Annotated in this window: 20 protein-coding genes; 8 read left to right on the forward strand and 12 right to left on the reverse strand. The window is 71.6% G+C overall.

From position 1 onward, the window contains the following. Positions 1-434 precede the first annotated feature (434 nt). A complete protein-coding gene (locus ACFWU6_RS27120; RefSeq protein WP_383983536.1) occupies positions 435-1,076 on the reverse strand; it encodes a DNA-3-methyladenine glycosylase in 642 nt (213 codons plus the stop codon). Positions 1,077-1,231: 155 nt separating this feature from the next. Between ACFWU6_RS27120 and ACFWU6_RS27125 the strand changes: the two genes are divergently transcribed. The 3 genes from ACFWU6_RS27125 to ACFWU6_RS27135 all read left to right on the forward strand — a co-directional run bounded on the left by ACFWU6_RS27125 (position 1,232) and on the right by ACFWU6_RS27135 (position 3,259). Next, complete coding sequence (locus ACFWU6_RS27125) at positions 1,232-2,014, forward strand: sporulation protein (protein ID WP_383983538.1); 783 nt, start codon at positions 1,232-1,234, stop codon at positions 2,012-2,014. A gap of 58 nt (positions 2,015-2,072) precedes the next feature. Beyond that, positions 2,073-2,606, forward strand: a complete 534-nt coding sequence (locus ACFWU6_RS27130) for a YbhB/YbcL family Raf kinase inhibitor-like protein (RefSeq protein ID WP_383983540.1) — start codon at positions 2,073-2,075, stop codon at positions 2,604-2,606. A 149-nt stretch (positions 2,607-2,755) separates the two neighbouring features. Continuing rightward, entirely contained in the window at positions 2,756-3,259 is a 504-nt protein-coding gene (locus ACFWU6_RS27135) for an HNH endonuclease (RefSeq protein WP_383811417.1), read from the forward strand. Between the two features lie 68 nt (positions 3,260-3,327). Here ACFWU6_RS27135 and ACFWU6_RS27140 read toward each other — a convergent pair whose 3' ends face one another. From ACFWU6_RS27140 to ACFWU6_RS27155, 4 genes are all read right to left on the reverse strand, one after another. Continuing rightward, a complete protein-coding gene (locus tag ACFWU6_RS27140) occupies positions 3,328-4,098 on the reverse strand; it encodes a sulfite exporter TauE/SafE family protein (protein ID WP_383811420.1) in 771 nt (256 codons plus the stop codon). A gap of 151 nt (positions 4,099-4,249) precedes the next feature. Continuing rightward, positions 4,250-5,239 carry an SPFH domain-containing protein gene (locus ACFWU6_RS27145; protein WP_383811423.1) on the reverse strand — a complete coding sequence of 330 codons (990 nt, stop codon included), beginning with the start codon at positions 5,237-5,239 and terminating at the stop codon, positions 4,250-4,252. Between the two features lie 128 nt (positions 5,240-5,367). Beyond that, entirely contained in the window at positions 5,368-5,796 is a 429-nt protein-coding gene (locus ACFWU6_RS27150; RefSeq protein ID WP_383811426.1) for an NfeD family protein, read from the reverse strand. A gap of 101 nt (positions 5,797-5,897) precedes the next feature. Then, positions 5,898-6,692, reverse strand: coding sequence for an ABC transporter ATP-binding protein (locus ACFWU6_RS27155; RefSeq protein WP_383811429.1), 795 nt, complete (start codon positions 6,690-6,692; stop codon positions 5,898-5,900). Positions 6,693-6,825: 133 nt separating this feature from the next. Between ACFWU6_RS27155 and ACFWU6_RS27160 the strand changes: the two genes are divergently transcribed. Both ACFWU6_RS27160 and ACFWU6_RS27165 read left to right on the forward strand, forming a co-directional pair. Further along, the gene (locus ACFWU6_RS27160; RefSeq protein WP_383811432.1) at positions 6,826-7,605 is read left to right on the forward strand and encodes a hypothetical protein; all 780 of its coding nucleotides are present in this window, start codon (positions 6,826-6,828) and stop codon (positions 7,603-7,605) included. A 205-nt stretch (positions 7,606-7,810) separates the two neighbouring features. Then, entirely contained in the window at positions 7,811-8,074 is a 264-nt protein-coding gene (locus ACFWU6_RS27165) for a hypothetical protein (protein WP_383811434.1), read from the forward strand. A gap of 112 nt (positions 8,075-8,186) precedes the next feature. On the opposite strand, the gene ACFWU6_RS27170 is transcribed toward ACFWU6_RS27165, so the two are convergent. Beyond that, entirely contained in the window at positions 8,187-9,797 is a 1,611-nt protein-coding gene (locus ACFWU6_RS27170; RefSeq protein ID WP_383983542.1) for an alpha/beta fold hydrolase, read from the reverse strand. 12 nt (positions 9,798-9,809) lie between these two features. Next, positions 9,810-11,363: an alpha/beta fold hydrolase gene (locus ACFWU6_RS27175; protein WP_383983544.1), complete on the reverse strand. Its 1,554-nt coding sequence runs from the start codon at positions 11,361-11,363 to the stop codon at positions 9,810-9,812. Positions 11,364-12,534: 1,171 nt separating this feature from the next. Between ACFWU6_RS27175 and ACFWU6_RS27180 the strand changes: the two genes are divergently transcribed. Then, complete coding sequence (locus ACFWU6_RS27180; protein WP_383811443.1) at positions 12,535-13,203, forward strand: transglycosylase SLT domain-containing protein; 669 nt, start codon at positions 12,535-12,537, stop codon at positions 13,201-13,203. A 148-nt stretch (positions 13,204-13,351) separates the two neighbouring features. Here the strand turns inward: ACFWU6_RS27180 and ACFWU6_RS27185 are convergent, their stop codons facing one another. Further along, positions 13,352-15,868: an FHA domain-containing protein gene (locus tag ACFWU6_RS27185; RefSeq protein WP_383811457.1), complete on the reverse strand. Its 2,517-nt coding sequence runs from the start codon at positions 15,866-15,868 to the stop codon at positions 13,352-13,354. A gap of 397 nt (positions 15,869-16,265) precedes the next feature. Between ACFWU6_RS27185 and serB the strand changes: the two genes are divergently transcribed. Further along, on the forward strand, positions 16,266-17,465 hold the full coding sequence (gene serB, locus ACFWU6_RS27190) for a phosphoserine phosphatase SerB (RefSeq protein ID WP_383811446.1): 1,200 nt from the start codon (positions 16,266-16,268) through the stop codon (positions 17,463-17,465). Positions 17,466-17,555: 90 nt separating this feature from the next. Here serB and ACFWU6_RS27195 read toward each other — a convergent pair whose 3' ends face one another. The 3 genes from ACFWU6_RS27195 to ACFWU6_RS27205 form a co-directional block, all read right to left on the reverse strand. Further along, positions 17,556-18,077 (reverse strand): SixA phosphatase family protein, encoded by a 522-nt coding sequence (locus tag ACFWU6_RS27195; protein ID WP_383811449.1) that lies wholly within the window; start codon positions 18,075-18,077, stop codon positions 17,556-17,558. A 98-nt stretch (positions 18,078-18,175) separates the two neighbouring features. Then, positions 18,176-18,496 carry a hypothetical protein gene (locus ACFWU6_RS27200; protein ID WP_383983546.1) on the reverse strand — a complete coding sequence of 107 codons (321 nt, stop codon included), beginning with the start codon at positions 18,494-18,496 and terminating at the stop codon, positions 18,176-18,178. Between the two features lie 155 nt (positions 18,497-18,651). Beyond that, positions 18,652-20,091 (reverse strand): CynX/NimT family MFS transporter, encoded by a 1,440-nt coding sequence (locus tag ACFWU6_RS27205; RefSeq protein WP_383983548.1) that lies wholly within the window; start codon positions 20,089-20,091, stop codon positions 18,652-18,654. A gap of 64 nt (positions 20,092-20,155) precedes the next feature. On the opposite strand from ACFWU6_RS27205, the gene ACFWU6_RS27210 reads away from it, so the two are divergent. Continuing rightward, a complete protein-coding gene (locus tag ACFWU6_RS27210) occupies positions 20,156-20,836 on the forward strand; it encodes a FadR/GntR family transcriptional regulator (RefSeq protein ID WP_383813270.1) in 681 nt (226 codons plus the stop codon). A gap of 26 nt (positions 20,837-20,862) precedes the next feature. On the opposite strand, the gene ACFWU6_RS27215 is transcribed toward ACFWU6_RS27210, so the two are convergent. Beyond that, positions 20,863-21,294 carry a hypothetical protein gene (locus ACFWU6_RS27215; RefSeq protein WP_383983550.1) on the reverse strand — a complete coding sequence of 144 codons (432 nt, stop codon included), beginning with the start codon at positions 21,292-21,294 and terminating at the stop codon, positions 20,863-20,865. Positions 21,295-21,503: the final 209 nt, after the last annotated feature.

Below are 21,503 nucleotides of genomic sequence, written 5' to 3' on the forward strand. Positions count from 1 at the left end.
TTCTCAAGGAACGGACGCTTCCTTCGTACTCACCCTCTCGGGCTTTCCTCCGGGCTTTCGTTCTGTTCTTGCGTTTCCGACTCTACCAGACTCTTCGTGTCCGATTCCCGGTCGAAGCGGGCTTCGCTTTCCAGGTATTCGCTTTCGCGCTTCCCTTTCCGGCGATTCCGACTCTACCAGATCGCTTCCCTGCCGCTTTCGGGCCGGGAATTGAATTCAGTGACCGTCGGAGGGTCTGTGCCTTTCGGCGCTCCGCTACGTTAGCGCTTTCCCCTTGGTGCTCATAATCGAGCCGGCGGTGAGGAATTCGGGCGTGCCGAAGAGGACCCCGCCAGGGGTAAGTCGTAGGGAGTGGGTTGGCCGCTCCGGGGTCTGCTGATGGCAGTGGCCCGTTCAAGCGGCTCGGGCAACGTTAGGCGTCCGGAAGGGGCGAGTCAAGTTGAGCGGCGGCGTGGCGCGTGGGCGCGGTACGGGCTGACCGTAGGGTCGCCCGTGAGCCAGTAGCGGTACGGGTGCAGGCCGCCCTCTCCGCCCACTCCGGTGCGGGGTCCGCTGCTCACCAGGTGGGGAGCCGTGGGGGCGCCCGCGAGTACGGAGAGGGGGGAGTCCGGGCCCCCGCAGAGGTCGGTGCCGTCGAGGGAGCGGTCGATGTCCAGGGCCGTGGCCAGGCGGGCCGGCCCTTTGGCCAGTTCCCTCGGGTTTTTGGCCGAGATGCGACGTTTCGCGGCCAGGTCGGCGCCCACCGTGACCTCGCCCGCGCGCAGGAGGACCCCGCTCGCGTGGCCGGGCGGACCGCACACCAGGTTGAGGCTGAACCACATGCCGTAGATGAAGTAGACGTACGCGTGTCCGGGCGGGCCGAACATCGATGCGTTGCGGGCGGTGCGGCCCCGATAGGCGTGGGAGCCGGGGTCCGCCTCGCCCTCGTAGGCCTCGACCTCCGTGATGCGCAGTTCCAGGGGGCCCTCCGGGGTGCGGCGGACCAGGGTGCGGCCGAGGAGGTCGGGGGCCACCGTGAGGACCGGGCGGTCGAAGAAGGACCGTGCCAGGGGCGTACGGTCGGTGCGCGCGCTCATCCGGTCGAGGGTAGTGGACGGTGCGCGCCTGCAACCGGGGCCTAGTGTTCCGCGTTGGTAGGGGTAGGTGCGATGCCGGTGCGGCGTCGTCGCCCGTCCTCAGGTCATAGGTCTTATGTCTTAGGTCTTCAGATCCTTCATCAGGGAGTTTGAACATGGGGTTCAAGAAGCTGTTCGCGAGCCTGGGTGCCGGTGGCGCATCGGTGGACACGGTCATCACCGAGCCGAACGTCGTGCCGGGCGGGATCGTCCAGGGCGAGGTCCGGATCCAGGGCGGCTCGGTGGAGCAGCAGATCGAGGGGCTGTCGGTCGGTCTCCAGGCGCGCGTGGAGGTGGAGGGCGGCGATCAGGAGTACAAGCAGGACGTCGTCTTCAACAAGCAGCGCCTCGGCGGGGCGTTCCAGGTGCAGGCGGGCGCCCTCCACGTGGTGCCCTTCGGGCTGGAGATTCCGGCGGAGACGCCGATCACCCACTTCGGGGGTCAGCAGCTGCACGGGATGAACATCGGGGTCAGCACCGAGCTGGAGATCGCTCGCGCGGTCGATGCGGGTGACCTCGACCCGATCAACGTGCACCCGGTGCCGGCCCAGCAGGCGATCCTCGACGCCTTCCGTCAGCTCGGTTTCTCCTTCCGCAGCGCGGACATGGAGCGCGGGCACATCCGCGGGACGCGGCAGACGCTGCCCTTCTACCAGGAGATCGAGTTCCTGCCGCCGTCGCAGTACCGGGGGCTTCACCAGGTCGAGCTCACCTTCGTCTCCGACGGACGCGAGATGGACGTCGTCCTGGAGATGGACAAGAAGCCGGGGCTGTTCAGCGAGGGCAGCGACACCTACCGCTGCTTCCAGGTCGGGCTGCAGTCGTACCAGGGGACCGACTGGGCGGCGTACCTGAACCAGTGGATCGCGTCCGTCGGTTCCACGCGCAACTGGCTCTAGCCTCCTAGGCTCTCCCGGGAGAAGCATCAGATCAGCCATCCGACCAGGAGGGTCAGCAGTGACCGAGCAGAGCAGGGCGCCGCTTCCGCACGACTTCCACCCCGAGGTGCAGGCATTCCGCGTGACGAGCGCGGAGCTGGCGCCCGGGGCGGATCTGGGTGACGCCCAGGTCCTGTCGGGCGGGAACGTCTCGCCGTCGTTGCGGTGGGAGGGGTTCCCCGAGGGGACGAAGAGCTTCGCGGTGACGTGCTTCGATCCGGACGCGCCGACGGGCAGCGGATTCTGGCACTGGGTGCTCTTCGACCTGCCGGCCTCGGTCACCGAGCTGCCGGCCGGCGCGGGCAGCGGGAAGTTCGAGGGGCTGCCCGCGGGCGCCGTCCACGTGCGCAACGACTACGGCACGAAGGACTTCGGGGGCGCCGCGCCGCCGAGCGGGGAGCGGCACCGGTACGTCTTCACCGTGTACGCGGTGGATCAGGAGGAGCTCGGTCCCGACGAGGACGCCTCTCCTGCCGCGGTCGGCTTCCATCTGCGGTTCCACACCCTGGGCCGCGCCCAGCTGATCGGTGAGTACGAGGCGCCCGCCGGCTGATCGTTCTCCGAGCGTTTGCCCGGTCCTGGTCTAAAGACGGCCAGGACCGGGCATTTTTATTGCGTTGTCCCGCGTGGCGCGCGCGGCCAGAGTGGTCGCGGGCCCTGCCGCCAGTGTGGTCGCGGGCCTGCACACGGGAGGTGGGCGAGATGCGGGACACGCTGGTGCTGAATGCGAGCTTCGAGCCGCTGTCGACGGTGACGTTGAACCGGGCTGTGGTTCTGGTGCTCCAGGACAAGGCCGTCGTCGAACAGTCGCATCCCGAGCTTCGTGTGCGCGCGGCCACGATGGAGCTCCCGATGCCCCGGGTGATCAGGCTCTGCAGGTACGTACGGGTGCCCTTCCGAAGACATGCTCCCTGGTCGCGGAGGGGGGTGCTGGTCCGGGACCAGCACCGGTGCGCCTACTGCGGGAAGCGCGCGACGACCGTGGACCACGTGCTGCCGCGGGCCCAGGGGGGTGGGGACACCTGGCTGAACACGGTCGCCTCCTGTGCCGAGGACAACCACCGCAAGGCGGCCCGGACTCCGGAGGAGGCGGGGATGCCCCTGCTCCGGAAGCCCTTCGTGCCCTCCCCCGCCGATGCCATGCTGCTGGCGATGGGGGTGGCCGGGCGGGACGTCCTGCCCGAGTGGCTGGAGCGTTCCGCCTAGTGCTGTGGCCGGGGGCCGTCCCCGGTGGGTACTCGGACGCGGGGGGCGGCGTAGCTCGGCTACGTCGCTCAGCGGATGAGCAGCTGGACGATCGCGATGACGCCGACGGTCACGATGACGGCGCGCAGGGCGGTGGGCGGGAGGCGCCTGCCCACCTTGGCGCCGATCTGGCCGCCGATGGTGGAGCCGACCGCGATGAGCAGCACCGCCGTCCAGTCGAACTCGGCGACGAAGAGGAAGACGACGGCCGCGATGCCGTTGACCATGGCGGCGATGACGTTCTTCACGGCGTTGGTGCGCTGGAGGTCCTCGCGGAGCAGCAGGCCCATCAGGCCGAGGTAGAGCACGCCCTGGGCCGCGCCGAAGTAGCCTCCGTACGCGCTGGCGAAGAGCATGCCGGTGAGCAGGGCGGGGCCGCCGTCGGGGTGGCCGGTGTCTCCCCCGGCGGCTTCCTGGCGCCTGCGCAGGGCCGCAGCCAGGCGGGGTTGGAGGACGACCAGCACGAGGGCCAGTCCGATGAGGACGGGCACGATCGTGTTGAAGGAGTCCGACGGCAGCGTGAGGAGCAGGACTGCGCCCGCGAATCCGCCGACGAGGGAGACGGCGCCGAGCCGCAGGATGCGGGCACGCTGCCCCTGGAGTTCCTTGCGGTAGCCGATGGCTCCGCTGATGGAGCCGGGCACCAGGCCGAGGGTGTTGGAGACGTTGGCGGTGACGGGCGGCAGGCCGGTGGCGAGCAGCACCGGAAAGGTGATCAGGGTGCCGGACCCGACGATGGTGTTGATCGTGCCGGCTCCGATGCCGGCGGCGAAGACCGCGAGTGATTCCCAGATGGACATGGACTGGGCCATCCCCTTTGCGTGAGTGAGTCGCCTCCCCGCCGTGAAGGTCGGGGGGCCTCACTGATCATGCAGGACGGGGCGGTCCGCCCGGGTTTCAGGGTCAGGCGTCGGGTGTCAGGCCGCCGGGGGCCGGGGGCCGGACCCGGGGTCAGTCGATGGGGGGCTGTTCGCGGCGCTCCCGGGTGTGGTCGTCACCCTGGCTGCCATTGCCATTGCCGTTGCCCTTGCCGGAGTTCTGCGGGTTGAAGCCGGTACCGCCGCCCATGGGGCCGAAGTTGCCCATGGCGCCGGAGAGGCCCTTGAGGGCGTCGCCGATCTCGCTCGGCACGATCCAGAGCTTGTTGGCGTCGCCTTCGGCGATCTTGGGGAGCATCTGGAGGTACTGGTAGGCGAGGAGCTTCTGGTCGGCGTCGCCGGCGTGGATGGACTCGAACACCGTCCGGATCGCCTGTGCTTCACCCTCGGCGCGCAGGGCGGCCGCCTTGGCGTCACCCTCCGCGCGCAGGATCGAGGACTGCTTCTCGCCCTCGGCGCGCAGGATCTCGGACTGGCGGACGCCCTCGGCCTGGAGGATCGCGGCGCGCTTGTCGCGGTCGGCGCGCATCTGCTTCTCCATCGAGTCCTGGATGGAGGTCGGCGGCTCGATGGCCTTGAGCTCGACGCGGTTGACGCGGATGCCCCACTTGCCGGTGGCCTCGTCGAGGACGCCTCGCAGGGCGGCGTTGATCTCCTCGCGGGAGGTGAGGGTCCGTTCCAGGTCCATGCCGCCGATGATGTTGCGGAGGGTGGTGACGGTGAGCTGCTCGATGGCCTGGATGTAGCTGGCCACTTCGTACGTCGCGGCCCGTGCGTCGGTCACCTGGTAGTAGATGACGGTGTCGATGTTGACCACCAGGTTGTCCTGCGTGATGACGGGCTGCGGCGGGAAGGGGACGACCTGCTCGCGGAGGTCGATCCGGTTGCGGATCGAGTCGATGAACGGGACGACGATGTTGAGGCCCGCGTTGAGGGTGCGGGTGTAGCGGCCGAACCGTTCGACGATGGCGGCGCTGGCCTGCGGGATCACCTGGATCGTCTTGACCAGTGCGATGAAGACCAGAACCACCAGAATGATCAGGACGATGATGATCGGTTGCATGCGGTTCCCCGTGCCCTTCCGGCTGTCTGTGCTGCCCCGTTGAGCGGAGTCTCGCAGACCCCGGGGCCGCGAGTCGGCTGGTTGCTCACATGACGGCTGCCTGACGGCTCACATCGGCTCACAACGGTTCACATGACGACTGCGGTCGCCCCGTCGATCTCCACCACGTCGACGGACTGGCCCGGTTCGAAGCTGGTGTCCGCGTCCAGGGCGCGGGCGGACCAGATCTCGCCGGCGAGCTTGATGCGACCCCCGCTGCCGTCGACGCGTTCGAGGACGACGGCGCTCTTCCCCCTCAACGCATCGATGCCGCTGCGGTGTTGGGGGCGTTGATCGCGGTGGCGGTTGGCGATCGGGCGGACGACCGCGATGAGCGCGACCGACACGACCGCGAAGACGAGGACCTGCGCCACCACTCCCCCGCCGAGGGCCGCCGTGACGGCGGCCGCGACCGCGCCGACGGCGAACATGCCGAATTCCGGCATGGCGGTCAGGACGAGGGGGATGCCCAGTCCGACCGCGCCGATGAGCCACCACACCCACGCGTCGATGTCCACATGGTCATGGTAGGTCGGGCGGGCACGGTGGGGACAGGGTGCGGGGACCGCGGCATGGGCGGACCCGCGCCGCGGGCGGACGACGCCCGCGGGCGGGTCCGCTAGCGCAGCGGCAGGCCCTGGGCGGTCCAGCGGTCGTTCTCGTTGCGCTCGACCACCAGCGGGAGTCCGAAGCAGAGCGAGAGGTTGCGCGACGTCAGTTCCAGGTCGATCGGCCCCGCCGTGACCACCTTGCCCTGGCGGATCATCAGGACGTGGGTGAAGCCGGGGGCGATCTCCTCGACGTGGTGCGTGACCATGATCATGGAGGGGGCGAGCGGGTCCCGGGCGAGACGGCCGAGCCGGCGCACGAGGTCCTCGCGGCCGCCGAGGTCCAGGCCGGCGGCGGGCTCGTCGAGGAGCAGGAGCTCGGGGTCGGTCATCAGAGCGCGGGCGATCAGCGTGCGCTTGCGTTCGCCCTCGGAGAGGGTGCCGAACTTGCGGTCGAGGTAGTCCGTCATGCCGAGGCGGTCGAGGAAGGCGCGGGCGCGCTGCTCGTCGACGTCCTCGTACTCCTCGTGCCAGGTCGCCGTCATGCCGTAGGCGGCGGTGAGGACGGTCTCCAGGACGGTCTGCCGCTTGGGGAGCTTGTCGGCCATCGCGATGCCGGCGACGCCGATCCGGGGGCGCAGCTCGAAGACGTCCACCTTGCCGAGGGTGCTGCCGAGGATGGTGGCGCTTCCCGTGGTGGGGAAGAGGTAGCTGGAGGCGAGGTTCAGCAGCGTGGTCTTGCCGGCGCCGTTGGGGCCGAGGATCACCCAGCGCTCCCCCTCCTTCACCGACCAGGAGACCTGGTCCACCAGAGCCCGGCCCTCGCGGACCACGGATACGTCCACCAGCTCCAGAACATCGCTCATGAGCGTGTTGTCACCCCTTGCAGTCACGGTTCTCTGTGCGCCGGCAGGCGCAGCCCCAGGGGAAAACCTACGCCACTCAGGGAGGGGTCCGGGGCCGGGGCCGGGTCGGGGGGCGGATCCGTAAAGTGGGGGGATGCTTTTCGAACCGCGTTCAGGGCGGCTGGCCGCCTGGGGGAATGCTCTGCTGGCAGGTCTGGTCTCGCCCGACGAGGCCGTGTCGTCGATCGTGGGCGAGGACGCCGTGCACCGCGTGGCGGGGCTGCCGGGGGAAGCGGGGCCGGTGGGGCTGACGCTCGCCCTGGGCCGGATGCGGGCGATGGGGGTGACCGGACTGCGGGTGGCACTGCCGGCGCCGGGGCATCCGCTGGGCCTGAGCGGACCGCCGGAGTTCAACGCGCGGGCCCTGGACGCCGAGGAGGCGGTGGTCGCCGTGGGCGCGGCCGTGGGCCTGGTGCCGGAGGTCTCCGAGGCGGGCCCGGACGGGGACGTGCACGTCTCGGTGACGTGGCACTGCCTGCCGGTACGGGAGGCTCCCCCGGCGGACGTACCGTCGCTGGGCGAGGCGGAGCGGGAGCTGGCGCAGGCGCTGCAGGAGGCGACGGTGGCGCTGACCCGGCTGGACGTGGCGGGCTCGGGGCCGGTGGCCGATGCGGCGCTGTCGGCGTACCGGGCACGGGCGGAGGCCGGGCGGGAGGTGCTGGCGCCGGGCTATCCGGCGCGGGCGGTACGGGTGCTGGCGCTGGCGCAGCGGGTGGACCTGCTGGTGTCGCTGGCACACGAGCACGGGCCCGGCGGTGCGGTGGCCGCCTCGGAGATGGCGGCGCGGGCAGAGGTGCTGCGCCCGGTGGAGCGGGTGGCGCGGCGGGCGCTGGTGGCGGCGTACAACGCGCCGGTGGAGGAACGCGAGCGGTAGGCCTCCGGCCGGGGTGGGCGGGGAGGCCGGGCTCCGGGCGCGCCTCCGCCCCGAGCGGGCGGGCGGGCTCGGCGGACGTGTGCCGCGCTGTGACCGCCGCGATTGCAGGTGCCTGCACGGCGCGGGCCGCTGCCGGGGGATTGGGGCGCCGGGGGATTGCCACTTTCACCCCGAAGCGCGAGGAGCGGGCATAGGCTCTTGGTCCATGAACATAAACGCGGACCCCGGGGCTCCCGAGGTGAAAGACGTGTACGAGGTAGGCCCGCTCACGTACCGCCAGGGGTACGTGATCGTGTCGAAGGAGCTGTCCGGACAGAGGGAGGACGCGCTGATGCACGACCGCGCGGTCGTCGCCGTGTACACGGGCACCCCAGAGCGGCGGGTCGAAGGCGACCAACTGTTCCGGGCGTGGGTGGACGCCAACGAGCTCCCCTCGGTCCTGGCCCATTGGGCCGACGTCCTGCGCTGACCGGGTCCCACCCCTCCCACCAGGCTTTCTGGGCGCGTTCGTTCACCCATCGCTCCGTGGATGCCGTCTCAGCGCCGAGGTGCATGGTGACTCCGACGAGGCGGCGGCCGCCTCAGGGTCCGATCTCGAACTTGGGCGCCTGGAGGTTCTTCACGCATTCGGTATCGGGTGCGGTCGGGTGGTCGAAGAACGAGAGGGTGATCTCCTGCGCGCACTTCGAGGTCGCGAACACCACGTGCGGCTCGTAGGGGATCGTGACGACGGTGGCCTTGTCCAGCGTGCGGGCGACGTAGGGCCCGTTGTCCGCCCCGGTCTGGGCGTCGAAGGCACCCGACAGGGCGAGGGTGGGGATGTCGCCTCGGGTGGCATCCCGGATCGAGGGCGCGGCCGCCGGGATGTCCCAGACGTCGCAGTCCGGACGCAGCGAGGCGAGCAGCGGAGCCTGTGCCTGCACCGAGCGCGGGAACGAGGGGAACTCCTTCTGACCGCCCTGGAGCGCCGCGTCCTCACCCTCGTACGGCGTCCACGCGCTGCAGAAGACGCCGTAGACGAGGCCGTGCGAAACCCTTCCGATGGCCTGGGGGCTGAGCTTGCCGCCCGCCCACTGCCGGGCGATGCGCTGCGGCTTCCCGTGCGCCAGTTCGTCGAGCGCAGCCGGTACCTGGGTCGCCACGTGGGTGGCGGACACCAGCCAGTTCACCAGCGCGCCGCCGTCCAGTACGACCTTCACCGGCTTGTCGCTGCCGGGGAGCGTGACGGTGGTGGTGACCGGCTCGGCCTCCAGGTCGCGGACGAGCTTCTCGAAGGTGGCCGACAGGTTCGGGTAGCGCTCGTTGCACGCCGGCTGGTCCGCGCACGCCTTGAACAGGCCGTCGAAGCCCTGCCGGGCGCTGCTCCAGGTCGACGCCTCCCCGGCCCGGGACGGCGGCAGGATGCCGTCGAGGCCGACCGAGCGGAGCCCTTCGGGGTGCAGGCGCATGGAGGTCAGGGCCAGGTGGGTGCCGTAGGAGATGCCGTACAGGTTCCACTCCTCGACGCCCAGCGCGGTGCGCAGGTCGTCGTAGTCGGCGGCGCTCTCGGTGTCGTTGTAGGCGCTGAGGTCCATCCCGCGGCCCGCCAGCTTGTCGCGGCAGGCCTTCGTGGCCTCGACGTGCAGGCGCTCGGTGGACGGCGCGCCGAAGACGAGGCCGACCGCGCGCGCGTTGAACTCGTCGATGTTGGGGCAGAGCAGGTCGGGCTCGGCCGAGTACGTACCGCGCTGGGACATGAAGATCACGTCACGGTCGCGGTTCAGGCCGCCGTCGATGGCCATCTTCGCCTCTCCGACCGCGTCGTCTCCGGGCCCGCCCGCGAGCCACACGACGGGGTCGGGCGCGGGCTCGTCGGTCGCGGCGGGCACGATCGCCACACCGAGTCGGATCGTGCGACCGCTCGGCTCGGTGCGGTTCTCGGGCACGGTGAGCGTTCCGCAGCGAGCCCCTTCCAGGGCTTCGATCGGCTCGGGAGTCTTGGGGCAGGGGCCCGGTTCGAAGCGGGCGTCGCCCACCGTGCGGGCCACCGTGCCGATCGGTGCTCCTGGGCTGGGGGCGGTGTCGGTACGGGGCTGCGCCGGCGCGGGCGCCGCGAGCAGGCCGGTGACGAGGAGACCTGTCGCCACGCCGGCCGACGGGGCCAGGAGCCGTCGCACGGTGCGCCGACGACGAGGCGCGTGATGACGTGCCATCTGCCCTCCCGGTTACTTCGGGATGATCGTGAACGGACCGGGCTCGAGATCGTCCACGCAACCGGTGTCGGGCGCGGTCGGGCGAGCGAGGAACGAGGCCAGTACGCGTTGCGCGCACGGCGACTGCGGGACCACCCAGTGGCCGATTCCGGGAACCTGGACGGCAGTCGAGTCGGACAGGTCGCGGCTCACGCCCTCCGCCCAGCTCGCACCGGTCTTCACGTCGAACGTGCCGGAGATGACGAGCGCCGGCACCGAGCTGACCGTGGGCACCCGCTGGACGGAGGCGCGGTCCGGAACGTTCCAGATCCCGCACGCCGCGTACTGGAAGGGCAGCTGGGGCACCTGCGCCAGGACCGTGTCCGGCCACCCGGGGAAGGCCTTCTGTCCCGCCTTCAGCACGTCGGGCTCCGTGTACCCCGGAGCCCACTCGCTGCACGCGATCGAGTTCGTCAGGCCGTGCGCGAATTCACCGACCTTCTGGACCGAGCCGGCCGCCCGGGCCTTCGCGAAGCGCTCCGGGTTGCCGCGGCTGAGCTCGTCGAGCGCCGCCGGCATGTCCTTGGGCCGCGGGGTGAAGGCGACGATCAGGTTCAGCAGCGCGCCGCCGTCGAGAACGGTCTTCACGGGCTTGCCGCCGTCCGGCGGCGTGACGTCCAGCGTGAGCGGCTGTGCCTCCAGCCTGCGCACCTGCTCCGTCAGCAGGCGCGGAAGGTCCGGGTACCGGTCCTTGCAGGCGGGCTGCGCCGCGCACGCCTCGAAGATGGTGCGGATCCCCTCGGCGGTGCTGCCCCACGTCCACGGCAGCGTCACCGACTGGGGAGGCGCGATCGAGTCGATCGCCACCGCGCGGATCCCCTCGGGGTGCAGGCGCAGGTAGGTGAGGGCCAGGTTGCTTCCGTAGGAGTACCCGTAGACGTTCCACTGGGCGATGCCCAGCGCCGTGCGCAGGTCCGCGAAGTCCGCGGCGTTCTCGGTGGTGTTGTAGGCGCTCAGGTCGGCGCCGTCGGCCGTCAGGCGGTCCCGGCAGTCCTGCACCGCCTTCAGGAAGAGCTGCTCCGCCCGCTGCGCGTCGTAGCCCAGGCCGACGGCCTGGGCGTTGAACCGGTCGACCTCCGGGCAGGCGAGGTTCGGCTGGTCGTAGCGGGTGCCGCGCTGGGCCATGATGATCAGTTCCCGGTCCTTGTTCAGACCGGCGTCGATGAGGAAGGGAATGTCGTCGAACGTGTCGGCGCCGGGGCCGCCCGCCATGAACACCACCGGGTCCGCCGCAGGCTTCGCGGAGGCGGCCTCAATGCGCGCGACGGCCAGCTTGAGGGTGCGGCTACCAGGGCGGGAGCGGTTCTCGGGGACCTCGAGGAAGCCGCAGCGCGCGTCCCCCAGCGCCTCGATCGGCTCGGGCGGCTTCGGACAGGGACCTGGCACGAACCGGGACGGCGCCACCGGGCCGGGCTGTCCGGCGGGCGCGGCGGGGGGACCGGCGGCGCCGCTGGGCGTGGGGCCGATCGCCGCCAGGCAGACCAGGGCGGCCGCCGCGGTCAGCGCCTGGATGCTGTGCTTTGGCATGTGATCCCGTTCCTCTGCCGGCATCGGCAACGGCCCTGCCGGACCGCAGCGTATGGGGCGGAACGCACGTCTTCGACGCTACCGGCTGGCTCCTCCGCGTGCACCCGGAGTGGTCACGACCGCTGGCCAGGGTCGGCTCTGGCGGGTGCCGAGCTGATGCCGGTGACGGAGTAGGTGAGGTAGCCAGGGCGTGCGTGAGGTGGTGATCAGCCGGCGGCTTTCAGGAGGTCGTCGATCCAGATCATTGCGGCGCGGATGAGTAGGCCTTGTCGCCGACGACCGCGCCGGGCCTGGTGCGGGGACGGCCGACCGTGTCTGCGCCCCGGCAGGACGGCATCCGTGGCGACGGCATGGGGCTGCCGTCCCGGATGCGGCGGCCCCCCGCCCGAACGACAGCCCAAGTCGGCGAGGGCGTGCCGGGGCCCCCTGGGTGTGCGGCGAGCCCGTCCCGCCGTGCCGGCGCCCTCACTCCACCCCTCAACCCGGCCGGACCCATCCGACGCGACAGCGTTGGGGCTCCCGGCCCGGGGACGGGTCGGCTGGGCTGCCCCTGTGCCAGCGGCCGCGTCCCGCACGCCCTCTGCCCACGCGGCAGCGCGAGGGCCTGCCGCCCCGGCCGAAACCGGTGGGGCGGTACGGGGGCCGCCGCTCGGGGAGGGACCGAGCCCGTCAGGCGGCCGTCCCCCACCCCAGCCACCCGCCGGGCGCCGTACGCCGTACGCCCCCCAGCCACCCGTCGGACGGAGTCCGGCGCAGCGGGGCGAAGCCCGCGGAGCGGCGCGAGGCTCGCGTTCAAGAGGGGACGGGGGTGGTCCTGAGGTCGGACACCCATGACGCCTCGCATTGCTTCCGCAACGCTGGGTCAGTTTGTTACGTACCCGATGTGACGCCGCACATAGGACCCACATCACTTACGAAGCTCCCTAGTGGACACATAAGCAGCGTGTCAGCACGGGTCCGCCTAGCCCCGGGGGGCAGGAACCGAGCGGAGTGCCGCCCCCTGATCCACTAAGCAGGATCGTACGTCACACCTTTGCCAGGCGTTTTTGCCACCGCTAAGAATTGCTCCCGTCGCACAGCGCCGCAGATCCCGGATCAGCGCGGCGCTTTCCTGTGGCTCCGCCCTCAGTCTGCCCGGGGGTGGCCCCCCGTCGAAGAGGTTGCCCCCGCCATGTCTGCTTCCAGCACTACCGGTCACAGTCGTCTGACGAAGGCACACAAGCTGTCCCTTGCCGGTGTCGCCACGCTCGGCGCCACTGCGCTCGCCTTCTCGCTCGTCCCGGCCGGTGCGGCCGAGGCCGGGACCGCCGTCCCCGCCGCTCCCGTCGCCTGGAGCCAGGTCGTCGCCGGCGCGCAGACCAAGGCCGTACAGCAGCACCTCTCCGTCCAGCAGGTCGTCGCGGACAAGGCGGCGAAGGACGCGGCCGCGAAGGCCAAGGCGAAGGCCGAGGCCGACGCGAAGAAGGCCCGTGCGAAGAAGGCGGCCGCGAGCCGTTCCGCGACCCGCGCCCCGGTCTTCGCGAACAACCTCGACGGCTGGATCAAGGAAGCCCTCTTCATCATGAAGCGCGAGGGCATTCCCGGCAGCTACGCCGGCATCCACCGCAACGTGATGCGCGAGTCCAGCGGCAACCCGATGGCGATCAACAACTGGGACATCAACGCCCGCAACGGCATCCCCAGCAAGGGCCTGCTCCAGGTCATCGCCCCGACCTTCAAGACGTACCACGTCAAGGGCACCAAGTTCGACCAGTACGACCCGGTCGCGAACATCGTCGCCGCCTGCAACTACGCGGCCGACCGCTACGGCTCGATGGACAACGTCAACAGCGCCTACTAGGCCTGCGGCGTTCCCGCACCCCCCATGCGCCTCAGGGCGGCCCCCGGAGTACCGGGTGCCGCCCTGAGGCGTTCGTGCGTTCGTACGACAGGTCGTACCGCTCCGGCCCTTCCCGCGTACGGGGCCGGGCCGTGCTGCTCGGGTCGTGCTACTTGCCCGCGCGCATGACCTCGGGCTCGTGGCGGCGCAGCAGGCGCTGCACCGCGAAGCCGCAGGCGATGCCGATGAGCAGCAGGATGGTGATGTTCAGGCTCCACTGTCCGAGCGTGGCGTCCCAGAGCGGGTCGGTGTTGGTCGGGTTGTCGGCGTCCCACGGCGGCATGAGCACGCCGAGGTTCAGCGTGGTTCCGGCGGCGGCGATCGCCCAGCGGGACGGCATCAGCCAGGCGAACTGCTCCAGGCCCGGGGAGTCGTAGAGCTGGAACAGGATGCCGGTGAAGACGACCTGGACGATCGCGAACATGACCAGCAGCGGCATGGTCTTCTCGGCGGTCTTCACCAGCGAGGAGATCACCAGGCCGAACATCATCGAGGTGAAGCCGAGCGCGATGACCGACAGGCAGATCTCCACGGCCGGGGGCATGAGCAGGCCCTCGGCCGGCAGGTCGCGGGGGTAGAAGCCGATCCCGCAGATGATCACGCCCTGGACGGCCGTAATGACGCCGAGGACGATCACCTTCGACATGAGGTAGGCCGAGCGGGACAGGCCGGTCGCGCGCTCGCGCTCGTAGATGACCCGTTCCTTGATCAGCTCACGGACCGAGTTGGCGGCGCCGGAGAAGCACATGCCGACCGCGAGGATCAGCATGATCGTGCCGGCGTCGCCGTTGAAGCGGGACGGCGCCACGGGCGGCGCGAGGCCGAACTTCGCGGGGATGACCGTGGAGACCACGCCCAGGACCGCCGGCAGGATCAGCATCAGGCCGATGAAGCCCTTGTCGGAGGCGATCACCGAGACGTAGCGGCGGATCAGCGTCCACAGCTGGGAGCCCCAGGCCTGCGGCTTGGGCGGGCGCATCTGCTGGGCCGGGGGCATCGCGACGGACTGCGGGGCGACGGAGTCTATGTCGGCGGCGTACAGCTGGTAGTGCTGCGAGCCCTTCCAGCGGCCGGCCCAGTCGTACTCGCGGTAGTTCTCGAAGGCCGAGAAGACGTCCGCCCACGTCGTGTAGCCGAAGAAGTTCAGCGCCTCGTCCGGCGGACCGAAGTAGGCGACCGAACCGCCCGGTGCCATGACCAGCAGCTTGTCGCAGATGGCCAGCTCGGCGACCGAGTGGGTGACGACGAGCACCGTGCGGCCGTCGTCGGCGAGGCCGCGCAGCAGCTGCATGACGTCGCGGTCCATGCCCGGGTCGAGGCCGGAGGTCGGCTCGTCCAGGAAGATCAGCGACGGCTTGGTGAGCAGCTCCAGGGCCACGGACACGCGCTTGCGCTGCCCGCCCGAGAGCGAGGTGATCTTCTTGTCCTTGTGGATGTCGAGCTTGAGCTCGCGCAGCACCTCGTCGATGCGGGCGGCGCGCTCGGACTCGGCGGTGTCGCCCGGGAAGCGGAGCTTGGCCGCGTACTTCAGGGCGGTGCGGACGGTCAGTTCCTTGTGCAGGATGTCGTCCTGCGGGACCAGGCCGATGCGCTGGCGCAGCTCCGCGAACTGCTTGTACAGGTTGCGGTTGTCGTAGAGGACGTCGCCCTGGTTGGCCGGCCGGTAGCCGGTCAGCGCCTTGAGCAGGGTCGACTTGCCGGAGCCGGACGGGCCGATGACGCCGACCAGCGACTTCTCCGGGACGCCGAAGGTGACGTCCTTGAGGATCTGCTTGCCGCCGTCGACCGTGACCGTGAGGTGGCGGGCCGAGAAGGAGACCTCGCCGGTGTCGACGAACTCCTCGAGCCGGTCCCCGACGATCCGGAACGTCGAGTGGCCGACACCGACGACGTCGTTCGGGCCGAGCAGTGCGGTGCCGGACTTGGCCACCGGCTGGCCGTTGACGTAGGTGCCGTTGTGGCTGCCCAGGTCGTGGATCTCGAAGCGGCCGCCCGGCATCGAGCGGAACTCGGCGTGGTGGCGGGAGACCTGGAGGTCGGAGACCACCAGTTCGTTCTCCAGCGCGCGGCCGATCCGCATGACGTGGCCCATCGAGAGCTGGTGGAACGTGGTCGGGCTGCGGTCGCCGTAGCCGGGGGCCGCTCCCTGCGCCGGTACGGAGGCGGCGGGGCCGCCGCCCTGCTGGTGCGGGAAGTGCGCCTGCGGCTGGTGCGGCTGCTGTGCGTGCTGCTGCTCCCAGGACTGCTGCGGCGGGAGCTGCTGCTGCGGGGCCTGGTACGCCGGGGCCTGCTGGGCGTACGCCTGCTGCTGCGCCGGGGCCTGCTGGGCCGCGGCCGGCTGCGGCGCCGGAGCCGCGGCGGCGACCGGATTCAGGCGCGGGCCGTCCGTGGCGTTGCCCAGGTGGACCGGCGTACCGGGCGCGAGCTCCGCCTGCTGGACCCGGGCCCCGTGCACGTAGGTGCCATTGGTGCTGCCGTGGTCCTCGATCCCCCAACCGCGTCCGTTCCAGCTGATGGTGGCGTGCCGCCACGACACCCGTGCGTCATCGATCACGACGTCTCCCTGGGGATCGCGCCCCAGCGAGTACGACCTGGACGGATCGAGCGTCCAGGTCCTTCCATTCAATTCCAGTACGAGTTCCGGCACTCCAGCCCCACTTAAGTCCCCCGAGAATCCCCCATGACGTCAGGGAGTCTAGGGATGGCGAACATCCTGGGGAACTATTTCAGGCCCGCGGCCACATGTGGAATCCGGGCCGTGCCGGGCCGGCCGCGCGTGCCCGCCGGCGGGGTCGAAAGCCGCCCGGAGAGTGAGATTCGGGACTTCTCGCCCGGCATCCCCTCGGCTCTCGCCGGAAGAACGCGCCGGGCACCGCGCCCGACGGGGCGGGCGGCAGGGCGGGTCCCGGCGTACGTGCTCCCCCGCCCGCTCCGGGCCGGGCGGCGGGGAGGGGCGTCCGCCGCGTTCAGGGAGTGGGACGGGGGTCCTGTCCCCGGTGCCGGGAAGATACGGTGACCTCACCATGAGCGCATCGCAGACCTCCGACGTCCCCACCCTCCTCGTCAAGATCTTCGGCAAGGACCGTCCCGGGATCACCGCCGGGCTGTTCGACACCCTCGCCGCCTACTCCGTCGACGTCGTCGACATCGAGCAGGTCGTCACGCGGGGCCGCATCGTCCTGTGCGCCCTCGTCACCCAGCCCGTCGGCGGCACCGAGGGCGACCTGCGGGCCACCGTCCACAGCTGGGCCGAGTCCCTCAAACTGCAGGCCGAGATCCTCTCCGGCACCGGCGACAACCGGCCGCGCGGCAGCGGCCGTTCCCACGTCACCGTGCTGGGGCACCCGCTCACCGCCGAGTCCACGGCGCAGATCGCCGCCCGGATCACCGCGACCGGCGGCAACATCGACCGCATCTTCCGTCTCGCCAAGTACCCGGTGACCGCGGTGGAGTTCGCCGTATCCGGCACCGAGACGGAGCCGCTGCGCACCGCGCTGGCCACCGCCGCCGCCCACATCGGTGTGGACGTCGCCGTGGTCTCGGCGGGGCTGCACCGCCGGGCGCAGCGCCTCGTCGTCATGGACGTGGACTCGACCCTGATCCAGGACGAGGTCATCGAGCTCTTCGCGGCCCACGCGGGCTGCGAGGCCGAGGTCGCCGAGGTCACCGAGCGGGCCATGCGCGGCGAGCTGGACTTCGAGCAGTCGCTGCACGCCCGCGTGGCGCTGCTGGCGGGCCTGGACGTCTCCGTCGTGGACAAGGTCCGCGCCGAGGTGCAGCTCACCCCGGGTGCGCGGACCCTGATCCGGACCCTGAAGCGGCTCGGCTACCAGGTGGGCGTCGTCTCGGGCGGGTTCACCCAGGTGACCGACGACCTGCGGCAGCGGCTCGGGCTGGACTTCGCCGCCGCCAACACGCTGGAGATCATCGACGGGAAGCTGACCGGGCGGGTCACCGGCGAGATCGTCGACCGGGCCGGCAAGGCGCGGCTGCTGCGCCGGTTCGCCGCCGAGGCGGACGTCCCGCTGTCCCAGACGGTGGCCATCGGTGACGGCGCCAACGACCTGGACATGCTGAACGCGGCGGGGCTGGGCGTGGCCTTCAACGCCAAGCCGGTGGTCCGCGAGGCCGCGCACACGGCGGTGAACGTGCCCTTCCTGGACGCGGTGCTGTACCTGCTCGGGATCACCCGCGAGGAGATCGAGGCCGCCGACCTGGCGTGACCGGGGGGCCCGTACGTCCGTGACGTACGAAAGGGGCCCCGGCGGCGGTGTGCCCGCCGGGGCCCCTGCACGCGTGGCCCGCGGACCCGGTCAGTGGCCCTTGGGGGTCCAGTAGTCGACCAGCGTGCCCACGCCGTGTTCCAGGGTCTTCCACGATCCGGTGAAGGAGACGACGGCGAGCGCGGCGGTGGGGAATCCCGTACGGCTGATTCGCGCCAGGGCGTCGCCCTCCGCGCGCCCGGAGAGGGCGTCGGCGAGGGCGTGCATGCCGGGGTTGTGGCCGATGACGAGGAGATTGGCGACGTCGTCGGAGGTCTCGTTCAGCAGGGCGATCAGCTCGCCGAGCGAGGCGTCGTACAGCCGCTCCTCGTACGAGGTCTTCGGCCGGTGCGGCATCTCCTGGACGGCCAGCTTCCAGGTCTCGCGCGTGCGGGCGGCGGTGGAGCAGAGGGCCAGGTCGAAGGCGATGCCGGTATCGGCGAGCTTCAGCCCGGCGGCCGGGGCGTCCTTGCGGCCTCGTTCCGCCAGCGGCCGTTCGTGGTCGGACACCTCGGGCCAATCGGCCTTGGCGTGCCGGAGGAGGGCGATCCTGCGGGTCGTGTCGGCGCTCATGACTCCCAGCTTCGCATGAAACGAGCCACGGGGCGCGGGGTGTTGGGAGGCTCGTCGGCCGGTGCGGGGCGCGTGTCGGCGCACGTGGGCGCGCGGGGTCAGCCCACGGCGCGCAGGAGCTTCCCCGCGACCTGGACCAGTGCGGGGCCGTCGCCGTCCGCGGTGGCGGCCCGCGCCTCGCCGGAGCCGGCGAGCAGCAGCAGGAGGCCGAAGGCGAGTGCGGGCAGGGCCAGGGCCCACCAGTGCAGGCGGGCGTCGGCACCGCTACGGACGCGCCCGACGCCGCGGTGGACACGGCCCGCGCCGCTGCGGACACGGCCGGCGACGGCCGCGGCGGCGCGGGGACCGGACGGGAGGGGCCGGCCGGACGGGAGGGTAGGGAGGTGCGGGAGGGACCGGGTGTGCGTGGGGGCCGACATGGCCGCCTCCGTGGGTGTGCGGTCGGGACGGGCTCGCTGTCTTCGAATCTAAGGACCCGAAGGCGCTGCTCCCATCCGGGGCGCACCCCACTTCCCCCTGAGCCTGGCCCCCTAGGGGGTGGTGGGGTTATCCCCACCTCCCCCGGCCGTTGCGGTCAGGGGGAGGCGATCGTCGCGATGACGGCGATGATCACGGTCACGGCGATCATGGCGCCGAAGATCAGGCCGAGCTTCTTCCGGCCGTTCTGGGGGTTCGGTTCGAGTACGGGCGACATGCCGGTCAGTCTCGCATGCCCGCATTCGTCCTCGATCGTGCGGTCCCGGCCGGCCAGGACGCCGAGGGCCATCTGCGGGACGAGGAGTCCGGCCATCAGGGCGAGCGGGAGGTCCCAGCCGCCGCTGTGCTGGTAGAGGGTGCCGATGAGCAGCGGCCCGGGGATGGAGATCAGGTAGCCGGTGCTCTGGGCGAAGGCGGAGAGCCGGACGACCCCGGCGGGGGACTTGGCGCGCAGTCCGATCATGGTGATGACGAGCGGAAAGGCGCAGTTGGAGACGCCGAGCAGGAGCGCCCAGGCCCAGGCGCCGGCGGCCGGGGCGAGGTAGAGGCCGAGGTATCCGGCGAGGCCGAAGAGGCCGAGGGTGGCGGCGATCGGGCCCTGGTTCCTCATCCGGCCGGCCAGGCCGGGGATGACGAAGGCCAGCGGGACGCCCATGACCATGGTGACGGCGAGGAGCACGCCGGCGGTGGAGGCGGAGACCCCGGCGTCGCGGAAGATCTGCGGGAGCCAGCCCATGGTGACGTAGGCGCCGGTGGCCTGTAGGCCGAAGTAGCAGGCCAGGGCCCAGGCGGTACGGCTGCGGGCGACCCGGGGTCCCGCGTCGGCCGCGACCGCGGCGCCGACGCCGGCGCCGAGCCGGGCGGCGGCGGCGGCCCGGTCGGCGCGCCGGGAGGCGCGGGCGACGGGCAGCCACGGCAGTACCGCGACCACGGCGAGGGCGGCCCAGACCAGCAGGCCGGTACGCCAGCTGCCGCCGAGGGCCCCCGTCAACGGGACGGTCGCGGCCGCGGCGAGGGAGGTGCCGGCCGCCAGGGCCATGGAGTACAGGCCGGTCATGGTGCCGACGCGGCCGGGGAAGTAGCGCTTGACGATCACCGGGAGCAGCACGTTGGTCAGGGCTATGCCGGCCAGTGACAGGGCGCTGGCCGCGAGGAAGCCGGCGGCGCCGGTCGCGAAGGGGCGGACCAGCAGGCCCGCGGCGACGGCGGCCATGCCGGCGCAGACGACGGCGGCCGGCCCGAAGCGTCGGGAGAGCCGCGGGGCGGTGACGCCGACCACGGCGAAGCAGAGGGCGGGTACGGAGGTGATCAGTCCGGCGACGGCGCCGCTCATCCCGAGTCCCGTGCGGGCCTCCTCGAAGAGGGCGCCGAGGCTGGTGATGGCGGGTCGCAGGTTGAGGGCGGCCAGCACGATTCCGACGACGAGCACCGGACCGAGCCACGTGGGGGCGACGTGGGCGGGGGCGGGGGCGGACCGGTCGGCGCGGACGTGCGCGACCGGCGGGCGGTTCAGGGTCTGGATTTCTTCGTCGGACATTGAACCATCATAGAATCATGGGATGATTGGTTGTCCAGTCGCACGCTGCTCTCGAGAGGAACCCATGCCGCTCTCCTCCCCCCGGCGCTCCGCGCTGTCCGACCAGGTGATCGCACAGTTGCGCAACCAGATCACCTCCGGCGAGTGGCCGGTGGGTTCCCGCATTCCCACGGAACCGGAACTCGTGGAGCTGCTCGGGGTCGCCCGCAACACCGTCCGCGAGGCCGTACGGGCGCTGGCGCACAACGGCCTGCTCGACATCCGCCAGGGTTCGGGCACCTACGTCATCGCCACGAGCGAGCTGGCCGGGGTCATGCACCGGCGCTTCGCGGGTGCCGAGCCGCGGCACATCGCGGAGCTGCGCTCGACCCTGGAGTCGTCGGCGGCCCGGCTCGCGGCGGAGCGGCGGACCGAGCGGGACCTCGTACAGCTGGACGCGCTGCTGGCGCGGCGCGAGGAGGCCTGGGCGAGCGGGGACGCGGAGCGGTTCGTGGCGGCGGACGTGAGCCTGCACATGGCGGTGGTCACCGCCTCCCACAACGACGTGCTGATCGAGCTGTACGCGGACCTCGGCGACCTGGTGGCGGACTGGCTGCGGAGCGACGTGGGGTCCGTCCTGGACCCGGCGGCCCACCTGGACCACGCCCGGCTGATCGAAGCGGTCCGGCGGGGTGACGGGGACGCGGCCGCCTCGGAGGCGGCCGGCTATCCGTTCGCCTGCCTCGGCGGGCGCCGGGAGGCATAGTGCCGTGACCGGAAGGGCTCACGGCACTAGCGATTGCCGGAGGGAACCGGGCGGGGGCTCTGCGGGGGGCGGCGGTGCGTGACCCAGGCCGAGCGGACCTCCTTGTAGCAGCGGCCGGTCAGCTCGGCCCGGCCGGCCGGGCCGATCGCCACCGCGGCGCCGTCCCCGTCCACGTCCCACCAGCGGTCGCATTCCACGTGCAGGCTCACCAGGTCGGTCTCCGGGTAGCCGTTGTGGCAGTACGCGGTCACCGTCGAGCCCTCGGTCCCGATGTCGCAGTCGGCCCCGAAGAGCTCCCGGCCCGCGGTCCGCGAGGGCTGCACGGGCGGCTCGACCGGGACCTCCGCGAGGTCCACGACGGCGGGGGCCACGGCCTCGGGGCCGGGCGCGGGCTCGCCGTGCAGAGGTCGCGCGGCCGCTCCGGAGGACAGGAATCCGCTCAGGACCACGGAGGTCACCAGCAGTGATACCGCTCGGTTCGGCCTGGCGCGCACTCCTGTACCCCCTCCCGGCAGGAGCCGGGAAGATCCCGGCTCGGCCAGTTTGCAGGCATTTGTCCCGGTTTTCGACTCGGGAGGGCTCCGTCCGGCGGTGAACATCCGATCGAGCGCGGGGCCGCGGGCCGTGCCCCGCCCGTGAAAAACGGCGGCGGCCGCACCTCCCGGAA

This window comes from Streptomyces sp. NPDC058674, assembly GCF_042716505.1.
GTDB lineage: Bacteria > Actinomycetota > Actinomycetes > Streptomycetales > Streptomycetaceae > Streptomyces.

What these genes read in the sequence shown, in the direction of transcription:
- ACFWU6_RS27120 (WP_383983536.1), bottom strand. Translation starts at nt 1,076, where the DNA reads ATGAGCGCGCGCACCGACCGTACGCCCCTGGCACGGTCCTTCTTCGAC.
- ACFWU6_RS27125 (WP_383983538.1), top strand. Translation starts at nt 1,232, where the DNA reads ATGGGGTTCAAGAAGCTGTTCGCGAGCCTGGGTGCCGGTGGCGCATCG.
- ACFWU6_RS27135 (WP_383811417.1), top strand. Translation starts at nt 2,756, where the DNA reads ATGCGGGACACGCTGGTGCTGAATGCGAGCTTCGAGCCGCTGTCGACG.
- ACFWU6_RS27140 (WP_383811420.1), bottom strand. Translation starts at nt 4,098, where the DNA reads ATGTCCATCTGGGAATCACTCGCGGTCTTCGCCGCCGGCATCGGAGCC.
- ACFWU6_RS27145 (WP_383811423.1), bottom strand. Translation starts at nt 5,239, where the DNA reads ATGCAACCGATCATCATCGTCCTGATCATTCTGGTGGTTCTGGTCTTC.
- ACFWU6_RS27155 (WP_383811429.1), bottom strand. Translation starts at nt 6,692, where the DNA reads ATGAGCGATGTTCTGGAGCTGGTGGACGTATCCGTGGTCCGCGAGGGC.
- ACFWU6_RS27160 (WP_383811432.1), top strand. Translation starts at nt 6,826, where the DNA reads ATGCTTTTCGAACCGCGTTCAGGGCGGCTGGCCGCCTGGGGGAATGCT.
- ACFWU6_RS27165 (WP_383811434.1), top strand. Translation starts at nt 7,811, where the DNA reads ATGAACATAAACGCGGACCCCGGGGCTCCCGAGGTGAAAGACGTGTAC.
- ACFWU6_RS27170 (WP_383983542.1), bottom strand. Translation starts at nt 9,797, where the DNA reads ATGGCACGTCATCACGCGCCTCGTCGTCGGCGCACCGTGCGACGGCTC.
- ACFWU6_RS27175 (WP_383983544.1), bottom strand. Translation starts at nt 11,363, where the DNA reads ATGCCAAAGCACAGCATCCAGGCGCTGACCGCGGCGGCCGCCCTGGTC.
- ACFWU6_RS27180 (WP_383811443.1), top strand. Translation starts at nt 12,535, where the DNA reads ATGTCTGCTTCCAGCACTACCGGTCACAGTCGTCTGACGAAGGCACAC.
- serB (WP_383811446.1), top strand. Translation starts at nt 16,266, where the DNA reads ATGAGCGCATCGCAGACCTCCGACGTCCCCACCCTCCTCGTCAAGATC.
- ACFWU6_RS27195 (WP_383811449.1), bottom strand. Translation starts at nt 18,077, where the DNA reads ATGAGCGCCGACACGACCCGCAGGATCGCCCTCCTCCGGCACGCCAAG.
- ACFWU6_RS27200 (WP_383983546.1), bottom strand. Translation starts at nt 18,496, where the DNA reads ATGTCGGCCCCCACGCACACCCGGTCCCTCCCGCACCTCCCTACCCTC.
- ACFWU6_RS27205 (WP_383983548.1), bottom strand. Translation starts at nt 20,091, where the DNA reads ATGTCCGACGAAGAAATCCAGACCCTGAACCGCCCGCCGGTCGCGCAC.
- ACFWU6_RS27210 (WP_383813270.1), top strand. Translation starts at nt 20,156, where the DNA reads ATGCCGCTCTCCTCCCCCCGGCGCTCCGCGCTGTCCGACCAGGTGATC.